Raw genomic sequence first — 11,765 nt, forward strand, 5'->3', positions numbered from 1 at the left:
TGCTTATCTTTAAAATTTTCATAAAAAAACTCAATAATGAAGAGGTGGTCCTATAGTGAAAACATTTTTTGTGCGGAATTTTTATATCCTATTAGGATCTAGCTTTATAGTTGGCGTTTTGTTAGCAAGTTGTATAAATGGTGTGTTCTTTGACGGGGAGATCAAACAGACGCAGGCTATATATGTAGATGCTTATCCTGTAGATAAAGCTCCCTTTGAACCGGCACATAGTTTCTGGCTTGGAACAGATACGAACGGCAGGCACTTGTTACATGTCATCATAGAAGGAGCAAAGTATACGATTGGTTTGGGTTTATTTATTGCGATCTTTAGAATGTTTTTCTCGTTTGTTTTAGGAACGATTTATGCGCTGTACCTGCAAAAATACCAAAGAGTTCTATCCGCATTAAGTAATGCATTTCAATATATTCCGGTTGTGTTATTGGCTTATTTTCTATTAAGTCCGGTCTTGAATCAAGCTTTTGAGGGTTTTCAGTATTCATTTGCAACTAGGGTATGGTATGAAATTATTTTGCTAGTGCTATTGGCTCTTCCAACAGTCTCTTTAGTAATCGGAAACGAAATCTCGATTATTCTAAGAAAAGAATTTATCCAGAGTGCTAAAACACTTGGAGCAAGTTCTTTCTTCATCCTTCGAAAGCACGTCATCGTACATATATATCGTCGCTTGTTAATCATCTTCACTCAGCAAGTGATACAGGTCTTATTGATCTTAGCTCATTTAGGATTGTTCGAACTTTATCTTGGTGGAACCAAAATTGATTATAGCATCATGAAAGCTGCTCCGATTACCACTACATATGAATGGTCAGGGCTAATTGGTGATTATTTTGATCTATTTATTGTATATCCGTGGATTCCACTTGTTCCAATCGGCGCTTTCACCTTAGCGATTCTCTCCTTGAATCTTATTGTAAAAGGTCTCGAAAAGAATATGGATCCTGAGCTAGCCCCTCAAACAAAGAGATTAAAGCAAACGGAAATCAAAGAGGGAAGACGTAAAGAGTTTAGTTTCCAGGTAGTCACACGAGATTAACGAAAAAGCGTGTCTTTTTTTAGTTCTAAAAGTGTATCTCATTTTATGATGTTCTTTTTTCTTCCATGCAGGTTGATTGTAGCGTAAGGTGGCGAGACTCCTATGGGACGAGCGGTCAGGTGGAGACTCCTAAAGGCGCGAAGCGGCAGGAGGCTCACCGTTCGCCCCATGGAAAGCGAGCTGCCTGGAGCGGAAATCAACTACTTTCCTAAAGGTAGCAATGTAACGAAAACATCCTATCTTTTTGAACGTTTCGTGACATGTAAAACTGTCCAGTTGACTGTATGGTTTAGTCTATTGTACATTGTATGTAATTATCAAGAGGAAGAGGTGAGGATATTGGGAAGGCGTATCGTATTGGTGAACTAGCAGAGGTAACAAATGTATCTAAAAGAACCATCGACTATTATTCCCAGATTGGTTTACTCCAGCCTCTTCGAACGGATTCGAATTATCGACTATATGACGAAGAGACGATTCATGTATTAGGGTTAATCGAGCATTATAAGAAGCTGAACATGCCCTTGCATGAAATCAAGTCTGTGATTGAACTAGTCAAATTGAAAAGTACTGAAAATGAACACGTCGAAAAGTACGTAGACCAGATCGCAGAGCTCATGAAACACCTAGAGGCAGAAATCAAAGAGATCAAGCCGATCATGGAAAGCTTAAACGATAAGCAAAGAGAGCTGCTCTTAAATAAAGTCTCTCCTCAAGGCATGACTTTAGCGCATTCATTACTTTTACTTTTCGGGTAAATAATAGTTGAGAGATATTCTTCGTGTTTAACGATCTAAACTATTTATACAACCTGGGAGGTGTATTCCTTGTGGTTCATGTAACCATGAGGAGAACATTTGGAGATTATTAACTTAATTATGGTAGCTATTTTAATCGCGTTGACTGCTTTTTTTGTAGCTACCGAATTTGCGATTGTAAAGATTCGTACAACAAGATTGGATCAACTCGTAACAGAAGGGAATACGAAAGCGGTAGCAGCTAGAAAGGTTGTCGGAAATCTCGATGAATACCTTTCTGCCTGTCAACTTGGTATTACCATAACTGCACTAGGATTAGGGTGGTTAGGAGAGCCGACAGTAGAGCACTTGTTGCATCCTCTATTTGTAGAGCTTGATCTGTCTGAGTCTGTTTCAAGTATCTTATCGTTTATTATCGCCTTTGCTTTAATTACATTCTTACACGTAGTTATTGGAGAGCTTGCACCAAAAACACTTGCTATTCAAAAGGCGGAAGCCGTTACGTTAAGAATTGCAAAGCCAATCATGTTTTTCTATAAGATCATGTATCCGTTTATTAAAACATTGAACGGATCTGCGCGTATTTTTACAGGATGGTTTGGTTTGAAGCCTGCATCCGAACATGAACTTGCTCACTCGGAGGAAGAGTTGAGACTCATCCTTTCTGAAAGTTACAAAAGCGGTGAGATCAACCAGTCAGAGTTTAAATATGTGAACAATATCTTCCAATTTGACGATCGTACCGCTAAAGAAATTATGGTACCTCGCGTTGATATGATAACACTTGATAAATCTGAAACAGTAAAAGAAAGTATTGCTGTTGTAACAGAAGAGAACTATACCCGTTATCCAATCGTAGATGGAGATAAAGACAGTGTTGTCGGTATGGTTAATATGAAGCAAGTATTAACGGACTTTGTTAACGGAAAGAACCCAGATGCTTCACTCGAAGAGTATGTAAGACCTGTTATTCAGGTTTTTGAAACAATGCCTATACACGATCTTTTGTTAAAAATGCAGAAAGAACGTGTTCATATGGCGATTTTGATCGATGAATATGGCGGCACATCGGGACTTGTAACCGTTGAAGATATTCTAGAAGAAATCGTAGGCGAAATTCGAGATGAATTTGATGAAGATGAAGTTCCTGATATTAAGAAGGTTGATGAAAACAGAACAATCCTTGACGGGAAAGTATTGATTTCAGAAGTAAACGATCTTTTTGGCCTGAATATTAATGATGAAGATGTTGATACGATCGGTGGATGGATTCTTTCTGAAAAGATCGAGATCAAAATGGACGATGAGGTTTCCGTGGAAAATTATCGTTTCAAGATATTGGAAATCGATGGGTATCATGTTAAATCACTTGAAGTACTAAAAGTGAAGAACGAAGAATCTCTAACTTAATCAAACGAGACGTGCAAGCTTTGCACGTCTTTTTTATAAAAAAAGCAGAAGATGCTTTTGAAAAGTTTTAGTTATAGAGACAAAGGAGTTATTTATGGAGAATTGGTTAATCAATATTATGAACGAATTTGGATATTGGGGAATTCTACTGTTAATTGCATTAGAAAACGTATTTCCCCCGATTCCATCTGAAATCATCTTGACATTTGGAGGGTTCATGACGAATTCTTCAGATTTAAATATAGTAGGAGTCATTTTAGCAGCAACAGTAGGTTCTGTTCTAGGAGCGGTGATTCTATATGGTGTAGGACTGCAGCTTGACGTTGAACGAATGGAAAAGATCATAGACAGATGGGGACATATCCTTCGATTAACGAAAAAGGATATTCATAAGGCTGATGCATGGTTTGATAAATATGGCCCATGGACGGTATTCTTCTGTCGATTCATTCCGTTGATTCGAAGCTTAATCTCTATTCCTGCGGGCATGTCTAACATGAATTTTGGTTTATTCCTTGTTCTTACAACATTCGGAACGCTAATCTGGAACATTGCTCTCGTCAACTTAGGTGCTTATTTTGGAGCTTCATGGGAAGTTATTGTAGGGTATATGGACGTTTACTCCAAAATTATCTATGCTGTTTTGGCGTTACTCTTTGTTTCTGTTGTCATTCTTTATGTACGAAAGCGAAGACAAAATAGCTAACTTTACTCTTAATTTTAAACAAATATAATTGTACATTTTAATGAATCTCCTAGTAGGGGATTCTTTTTTTTTTGAGAGTCGGCTGTTTTCAAAGGTCTCCCATTATTCAAGGTAAAAAGTCTGCGAAAGTGACCTTTACAGCGTTGAAATGCTTGAACATTAAACAGTTGTTTAAAACACTGCTAGGGGATATTTTTTGTTATTATTTACAATTTTGTGAATCTCTAAGAAAACGCATTCTATTATCTGTTAAAAAATGTATAATAAAATAGAACGGTCGTTCAATTTAGAGAAAGGAATTAAACCGTTGAGCAAAAGAAGATACAACAGTGAAACAGCAAAACAAGAAATCATGGAAAAAGCCTTTTTACTCTTTTCACAAAAAGGTTACACACAAACGTCAGTAGCTGATATCTCAAAAGCTTCTGGTTACAGCAAAGGGCATATCTATTATCATTTTCAGAATAAAGAAAAGTTGTTTGTGTTATTAGCACAACGAACGATGAACGAGTGGTATATCAAGTGGATGAACAAAGAACATGACTTTACTTGTGCATCCGATAAGCTATATGGAATGGCTATGCACGTTCTTTATAATTACCAAACCCCTTTATTAAAAGGAGGGCAAGAGCTTGCCTCAAATCCCGAATCAAGTCCTGAATCCGTTAAGCAGCTATACGAATTAGCGGTTATTCCAATGGGTGCATATCGTGCAATTCTCGTTCAAGGGATAGAAGAAGGAGAGTTTAAGAACGGCAATGTGGAAGAATGGACGGTGTTGATCGGTACGTGGCTTGGTGGACTTTGTCAGCTTACGAATACTCAAGAGCTTTCTAGCTTAGAGCCGCTTTTTAAGAAAGCTGTAAGTATGTTTTTAGAGTCCATTCAAAAATAAGGAGGAAAAGTTATGAAAATCGGATTAATCGGTGACAGTCTAACAGAGGGACGACCTGGTGTTTCTTTTTTTCACCTCTTACAAAAACAATCTCCACACATGACATTTGTGAACCTGGGAAAGCCGGGGGAGTCTGTTAAAAGCTTGCATAGCCGCCTAACAAAAAAGAAGTTAGAAAACTTTGATCTTGCTTTCCTGTGGATTGGGGTTAATGACGTTTATTCAAAACTACTTAGTGTGCAAGCACAGCCAGTTGCAAAGGACCATGAAGAGTTTAAAGATTATTATCAAAAAGTATTAGAGTGTGTTTTATCTTCCTCAAGTAGTGTAATAACCGTCACCCCAGCAATAGTTGGTGAAAACATCAATAATGTTTCAAACAAAGAAATAAAGCAATTAAATACCCTCATCGCAACCATCACGAACAAACATGCAAATGCTACCACACTAAATCTACATTCTGTTTTTGAACAACACCTATCTTCAGTAAAGAGTTCCGACTATATCAGTACAAAAGTTTTAAGAGTTATGAAAGATGTTCTTTTTTATAAAAAACCATCAAGAATTGATCAGATGTCAAAGAAACGTGGATTGCATCTGACACTAGATGGCATTCATTTGAATAGCAAAGGCGCTCAAATTGTTGCAGACGAATATGCTGCAATAATTGATCAACATCAATGTATCGATAAGAACGCTATAAAGTAATCTTGGAATAAAAACGAGTAAATAGAGGTGGTTGATCTGATGGATAAACGGAGGGTTGCAATTGTAACGGGTGGTGCTTCAGGAATCGGTTACGCTCTTTGTAAGGAGCTCGTCTCACAAAACGTATTTGTCATCATCACGGATATCAATCGTGAATTAGGCAAACAAGTTGAAGAGAAATTAAACAGTGGTGCCATAAATACAAGATTTCAGTATTTAGACGTAACCGATGCAGAACGTGTAGAGAAAATAGTTAAAGAGGTATATCAGGAGTTTGGAAGGCTAGATTATCTTTTTAACAATGCTGGCATCGCGATGTACGGTGAATTGTATGATACAACGTTAGATGATTGGAATACAATTATGACCGTTAACCTTTGGGGAGTTATCTACGGAACTAATGTGGCCTATCGATTAATGAAACAACAAGGATTTGGCCATATTGTAAACACAGCTTCAGCTGCAGGGCTTGGTCCTTCGCCTGTTTCTGCAGCTTACGGAACCACGAAACATGCAGTAGTTGGGTTAACAACATCCCTACATTATGAGGCAGAAGAATTCGGTATTAAAGTGAGCACGCTTTGTCCAACATTTGTGGACACACCAATTTTTGAGAAAGCAAAAGCAATTCACATTGATAAAGATGTAATTTTGAAACAATTTCAAAAACAGAAGATGATGTCTCCAGAAAAACTAGCAAAAATCACACTAGACGGTATACATAAAAATAAGCCTATTATATGCCCTATGCCCTTTCGAAGAACAATGGACGTCTTTTTTACTCTAGTCCCCATAGCGCATAGAGGATTAATGAGGTTAGTTTGCAGAGTAAGCAGAAAAGCAAGGCTAACTTAAAAAACCCATAAAGTGGACTGCTAACGTTCTAGAGCAGTTCATTTTTTTATTCTTCGTTATAATATAAGTAATCTAACTTTTGGAGGAGTAACCGTGAAAACCATTTTAATCGTGGAGGACGAACCAAAGCTATTGGAGGTTGTCTCTTCTTATCTGAAGAAGGAAGGGTTTAACACTTTAGAAGCTCTGACTGCTAACGAAGCAATCCATTTTGTAACAAATAACTCTGTAGATTTTGTGATTCTTGACCTTATGTTGCCAGATATGAGCGGAGAAGCACTCTGTCAGAGAATTAGACAGACACATACATTACCCATTTTAATGTTGACTGCAAAGGTGAGTGAAGAAGATCGCATCAACGGGTTATCGCTCGGTGCAGATGATTATATGGTGAAACCTTTTAGTCCGCGCGAGCTTGTTTTACGAGTTAAAACGATTCTACGTCGGTCAGGAGAAGAGGGCTTATTGGCTGAGCAGATTACATATAACAGAGGAGAGCTTAAAGTAGATACTCGTAAACAAGAAGTTTACAAACATGGAAATCTAGTCAATCTTACACCGAATGAATATAAGCTATTGCTGACATTTGGCAGACATCCGAATCGCGTTTTTTCACGAGAAGAACTAGTTGAGAAGATTCTAGGTTTCGACTATGAAGGCGACAGCAGAACGATTGATCAACACGTAAAAAATTTAAGGTATAAAGTTGAGGAGGATTCAAAGAAACCACGTTATATCGTTACAGTGTTTGGTGTAGGATATAAGTTTACAGGAGGCCGACATGTTTAAAGGTCTGCATGCGAGATTAACTATCATCTTTATTTTGGCCGCATCATCAATTCTCATCATAGCCGGTCTCATTATCATGTATGAAGTTCATTACCACTTTACGATGTTTCAAAAAGATGTCCCTGAATTTCAAGGTATAGAGCCTTTGACACATCACTTTGAAAAGGCTCTGCTAAGTTCAGTTCTTTGGACGTCGATGGGTGCTATTCTTTTGGTATGTATCATTAGTTATTTTGTCGCAAAGAACTTATCAAGACCTATGGTAGAAATGAGGAAAGCGGCAGAAAAGATGGCTAAGGGAGAGCTTCAAGTCAGAGTACAGACGCTTGGAGATGATGAACTAAATGACCTTGGGAAATCTCTAAATCAGCTTGCCACTAAACTACAATTACAAGAAACTTCTCGGAAAAATATGACTTCAGATATTGCTCATGAGCTCAGAACGCCTTTAGCTACGATTAAAAGTCATCTCGAAGCTTTCGAGGATGGCGTTTTCGAGCCCACTACAGCTCGGATTCAGTCACTGAAAAATGAAATTGACCGACTGATCTCTATCGTGCAAGATCTCGAGTATCTGACGGCTATGGAAGCACCAGAGTTCACATTAAAGAAGAAACCTGAACCACTAAACCACCTCATCAAAAAAAGTGTGGATGCCGTATCAGGAGCATTTGTACAAAAAGGAATATCGCTAAGAAGTGAACTAGATCAAGATGTTGAAATAAATATGGATTCAAAACGAATGTCTCAAGTTTTTATGAACCTATTCAGCAATGCTTTAAGGTACACCCCTAGTGGTGGAGATGTTACAGTTGCCACTCATGTTGATAACGAATCAGTTTTGATATCAATACGTGATACTGGAATCGGTATTCCAGAAGAGGAGAGTAAACAAGTTTTTGAACGCTTCTATCGTGGAGAAAAATCAAGAAACAGAGAACATGGTGGCAGCGGAATCGGATTGACGATTGTAAAAAGAATCGTTGAAGCTCACGGTGGACATATTGTGATAAATGGGGAGTATAAGCAAGGCACTGAGGTTAAAATGAAATTTTTAAAATAAGAATGCCGGCGTGATTTGGGACGCCGGCTTTTTCAATATTTGCGTATACTTTTGTCGAAAAGCCTATAAATAAAATTATTTGTCCTTAGATAATTCGCTTTCTGTCACCCATTTGTGGTTTTTCATGCGTTCCCCACCCGTTGTAGGAGTATAGTCGACCATATAGACAGTAGTTTGTTCTGCAGAATCAATTGTAGCTTTTGCACCTTTCATACCTTTCATATGATCTGCCTCAAGAATAACTTCTGTTCCTGGAGTTAGAGGTTTATCACCTGCATCTTTAATCTCTTCGTGTATGACCCACTTATGATTCTTTACTTTTTCCCCCCCAGTTGTAGGTGTGTAAGTCACGGTATATACGGTCGTATCATATGCGCCTGAAATTGTAGCTTCTGCGCCGTCCATGCCTTTCATATGATCCGCATTGATAACCGCTTTACTTCCAACTTGATATGTTGGGCTTTCTGCCTCTTTTAGTCCTTTAGGAACTTCGCCTGAGCCTGAATGATTCATTGCTCCGTGATCTGCATGGTCTTGACTATCTTCACTCTTTTTTTCCGTCTCATCATTTCCACATGCTGAAAGAACGAGTGAGAATGAAAGCAACAGCATAACAAACAGCTTATTTTTTATCATTAGTAAATCCTCCTTTATTGGCTAGTATTAGTATTCTTCTTCGAGAGAAGTTTATGAACATATGATTAGCATAAAGGACAATTATGTAGAAGTTGTGAAGAGATGCGCGATTATATTAAAAAAAAGAAACTGCTGAGCTCGGTGGGAACACAGGCAGTTTCACTTTATAAAAAATTTAAACAAGTGTTTAAAATCTCACATGAATGTCATCAATAAACCGCCGAGTGCACCAGTGAGGACGACCACCCATGGAGGGAGTTTCCAATACACCAACATGCTGAACAATACAGCTGCCAACGCAAAGTCGATCGGTTTTAGTATCGTACTTGTCCAGATAGGCTGATAGAAGGCGGATATTAAAATTCCGACTACTGCAGCATTAACTCCCATTAAAGCCCCTTTTATCTTAGCGTTCTGTCTAAGCATGTTCCAAAAGGGAAGAGAGCCTAAAATTAACAAAAAAGCAGGTAAGAAGATCGCGATCGTTGCAAGTAATCCACCTTGCCAACCATTCATCACTGCTCCAATATAGGCTGCAAACGTGAACAAAGGTCCAGGTACGGCTTGGGCGGCTCCATAACCAGCCAGGAATGCTTCTTCACTTATCCAACCATTAGGCACAAATTCTCGTTCGAGCAATGGAAGGACAACATGTCCGCCGCCAAATACAAGCGATCCAGAACGATAGAAACTGTCAAAAATAGCGATCCAGTTGTTAGAAGTCACATCTCTTAGGAACGGCAATAAAAATAGTAATACAAAGAATAAACTTAAACAGATGACAGCAAACTTTTTTGAGATAGGAAATTCATATTTCGTTGCATCGTTATCCGTCTGGTCTCTATAAAACAGAAATCCTAATAAACCTGCTAATAGGATCACACCAACTTGAGAGAAAGCGGTCTGCCACAATAGCGTTCCGATTAAAGCTAACAATGCGATGGTTTTTCTTTTTAAATCAGGTGTTAGTTTTTCAGCCATTCCTAGAATGGCATGTGCCACAACTGCAACTGCTACAAGCTTTAACCCGTGGATCCAGCTTAGATCAGAAATATTTAATCCTTGTAAAATAAGTGCAAAAACAATGAGTGCGACAACAGAAGGAAATGTGAAACCGATAAAGGACACAATACCTCCTAACAGGCCTCCTCGCATAACACCGATTCCGATTCCCACTTGGCTGCTTGCAGGGCCAGGAAGAAACTGACACAATGCCACAAGGTCAGCGTAGCTTTTTTCATCCATCCATCTGCGTTTTCTAACATATTCCTCATGAAAATAACCTAGGTGTGCGATGGGCCCACCAAAAGAAGTGAGACCAAGCCTTGTTGAAACGATAAGAATTTCTAATAGTGTTTTAAGTAAACTTATGTTTTGTACCATTTTATGTTCACCTCTTACTATTTGATTTCTTTAAACAGTTCATATGCTTTTTTTCTCGCTTCTGATAAGACGAGTTTCCCTTTCTCAGTTGCGGTGTAGTACTTTCTAATTTTTCCTTCAACGTTCTTGTTTTCCTTTGTCAAAAGTCCGTCTCTTTCCATGGAGTGAAGAATCGGATATAGTGTACCGGCGCTAATGTTATAGCCATGTTCTCTGAGTTCTTCTAGCATCCATACGCCGTAAATCGGGTGTTCAAGTGCGTGGTGCAGAATATGTATTTGTATGAAACCAAGAAAAAGTTTTCGTAACGTTTTCTCTTCCATATAATCACCGCCTATATTTGCATCTCAATATCGATTACCTATATCGGTTTTCGAAATAAAAATAACATGAGTTCTTTTTCTTTTCAACCTGATCACTATAAGGTTTACATACTCTTTATATTTACCTTGATTTTTTCGAGAAGGCCTACTGTAGAAGAATGTTTGGTTCAATTGCTTCTCTATATTAACAACCTGATTGGAGAAGGAAGTGTGTGGCTAGAAATACTTCTCGAAAATCCTCAGCACCTGTTTCTTTTATTATTTTCACAGTTTAGCCAATTACTGGTTTTTTAGTGATAAAATCATAGAAGGTATGATAATAAAACTATTTTTCTTGATATGGAGTGAAGAAGATGAAGTCGACATTAACGGTTGCTCATTATCTAAAAGAAAATGCAGAGCTTCTAGCTAATAAAATCGTTGATGATATTATCGGGCAGTTTGGTTTCCAAGTAAGCGAGACTGATATTAGTCAGGCCAGAAAAGTGTATGCAGAATTCCTATCCTTTTTAAGTGAATCTATTGATTGTGAAGAAGGTTCTGTCCCAGAAGAACTATTGGAGTGGAGTCGAGAAAACGGAGAGAAAACAGCAGCAAAGCATCATCGAATCTCTGATATATTAATCCGTTATCCTGACACTCGAATGGTGTTTGCGGATTTTATTTTAAATATAAGCATTGATTTCGGACTTTCTACGGAAGATGTCGTATTAATCATTAAGCGTGTTCATCATATGCTGGATGTAAGCATTAATGAAACGGTTCTTGCCTTTGAACGAAAGTCAGAGGAGATTTTAGAGAAAACAAAGAGAGAGCTTCGTGAGCTTTCTACACCTGTCGTTCCTATCGAGAATGGACTGGCTGTTTTGCCATTGATTGGCACCATCGACGCTGATCGGGCAGAGCATCTTATGAATCATGTGCTGCCTAAAATCCCTGAACTTCAAGTTGAACGGTTAATCATGGATTTTTCAGGAATCGTCGACATTGATACTGAAGTGGCGTCTCATATTTTTAATGTATACCGTGTTTTGGCATTACTTGGTATTAACGTAATGGTGACTGGTTTGCGTCCTGAGCTAGCGATTAATGCGGTTTCTGAAGGTATCGATTTTTCATCAATAAAAACATTTGCGAATGTAAAACAAGCGATAGAAAGTAACAAACAAAAAAACTAGCATG

The 11,765-nt window shown here is 38.2% G+C and carries 13 protein-coding genes; 10 read left to right on the plus strand and 3 right to left on the minus strand.

The window, feature by feature from the left end; translation table 11 throughout:
* The first annotated feature begins 55 nt into the window (after positions 1-55).
* The 9 genes from I5J82_RS00295 (at position 56) to I5J82_RS00335 (ending at position 8,241) form a co-directional block, all read left to right on the plus strand.
* The gene (locus I5J82_RS00295) at positions 56-1,057 is read left to right on the plus strand and encodes an ABC transporter permease (protein ID WP_198766158.1); all 1,002 of its coding nucleotides are present in this window, start codon (positions 56-58) and stop codon (positions 1,055-1,057) included.
* Positions 1,058-1,413: 356 nt separating this feature from the next.
* Positions 1,414-1,815, plus strand: a complete 402-nt coding sequence (locus I5J82_RS20465) for a MerR family transcriptional regulator (protein ID WP_332873669.1) — start codon at positions 1,414-1,416, stop codon at positions 1,813-1,815.
* A gap of 99 nt (positions 1,816-1,914) precedes the next feature.
* A complete protein-coding gene (locus I5J82_RS00305) occupies positions 1,915-3,225 on the plus strand; it encodes a hemolysin family protein (protein WP_198766159.1) in 1,311 nt (436 codons plus the stop codon).
* 94 nt (positions 3,226-3,319) lie between these two features.
* Complete coding sequence (locus tag I5J82_RS00310; protein WP_198766160.1) at positions 3,320-3,931, plus strand: DedA family protein; 612 nt, start codon at positions 3,320-3,322, stop codon at positions 3,929-3,931.
* A gap of 307 nt (positions 3,932-4,238) precedes the next feature.
* Positions 4,239-4,826 (plus strand): TetR/AcrR family transcriptional regulator, encoded by a 588-nt coding sequence (locus I5J82_RS00315; protein ID WP_198766161.1) that lies wholly within the window; start codon positions 4,239-4,241, stop codon positions 4,824-4,826.
* A 12-nt stretch (positions 4,827-4,838) separates the two neighbouring features.
* Positions 4,839-5,534: an SGNH/GDSL hydrolase family protein gene (locus I5J82_RS00320; protein WP_198766162.1), complete on the plus strand. Its 696-nt coding sequence runs from the start codon at positions 4,839-4,841 to the stop codon at positions 5,532-5,534.
* Between the two features lie 39 nt (positions 5,535-5,573).
* A complete protein-coding gene (locus tag I5J82_RS00325) occupies positions 5,574-6,389 on the plus strand; it encodes an SDR family NAD(P)-dependent oxidoreductase (protein WP_198766163.1) in 816 nt (271 codons plus the stop codon).
* Positions 6,390-6,482: 93 nt separating this feature from the next.
* Positions 6,483-7,178 (plus strand): response regulator transcription factor, encoded by a 696-nt coding sequence (locus I5J82_RS00330; protein ID WP_198766164.1) that lies wholly within the window; start codon positions 6,483-6,485, stop codon positions 7,176-7,178.
* Positions 7,171-8,241 carry a sensor histidine kinase gene (locus tag I5J82_RS00335; RefSeq protein ID WP_198766165.1) on the plus strand — a complete coding sequence of 357 codons (1,071 nt, stop codon included), beginning with the start codon at positions 7,171-7,173 and terminating at the stop codon, positions 8,239-8,241. Before I5J82_RS00330 ends, I5J82_RS00335 begins: the two co-directional genes overlap by 8 nt.
* A gap of 75 nt (positions 8,242-8,316) precedes the next feature.
* Here the strand turns inward: I5J82_RS00335 and I5J82_RS00340 are convergent, their stop codons facing one another.
* The 3 genes from I5J82_RS00340 to I5J82_RS00350 form a co-directional block, all read right to left on the minus strand.
* Complete coding sequence (locus I5J82_RS00340) at positions 8,317-8,877, minus strand: YdhK family protein (protein ID WP_198766166.1); 561 nt, start codon at positions 8,875-8,877, stop codon at positions 8,317-8,319.
* 195 nt (positions 8,878-9,072) lie between these two features.
* The gene (locus I5J82_RS00345) at positions 9,073-10,260 is read right to left on the minus strand and encodes a chromate transporter (RefSeq protein ID WP_198766167.1); all 1,188 of its coding nucleotides are present in this window, start codon (positions 10,258-10,260) and stop codon (positions 9,073-9,075) included.
* Positions 10,261-10,277: 17 nt separating this feature from the next.
* Positions 10,278-10,583: a PadR family transcriptional regulator gene (locus I5J82_RS00350; RefSeq protein WP_198766168.1), complete on the minus strand. Its 306-nt coding sequence runs from the start codon at positions 10,581-10,583 to the stop codon at positions 10,278-10,280.
* Positions 10,584-10,936: 353 nt separating this feature from the next.
* Between I5J82_RS00350 and I5J82_RS00355 the strand changes: the two genes are divergently transcribed.
* Positions 10,937-11,761: an STAS domain-containing protein gene (locus I5J82_RS00355; protein WP_198766169.1), complete on the plus strand. Its 825-nt coding sequence runs from the start codon at positions 10,937-10,939 to the stop codon at positions 11,759-11,761.
* The last annotated feature ends 4 nt before the right edge of the window (positions 11,762-11,765 follow it).

Source organism: Fictibacillus halophilus (genome assembly GCF_016401385.1).
GTDB classification, from domain to species: domain Bacteria; phylum Bacillota; class Bacilli; order Bacillales; family Fictibacillaceae; genus Fictibacillus; species Fictibacillus halophilus.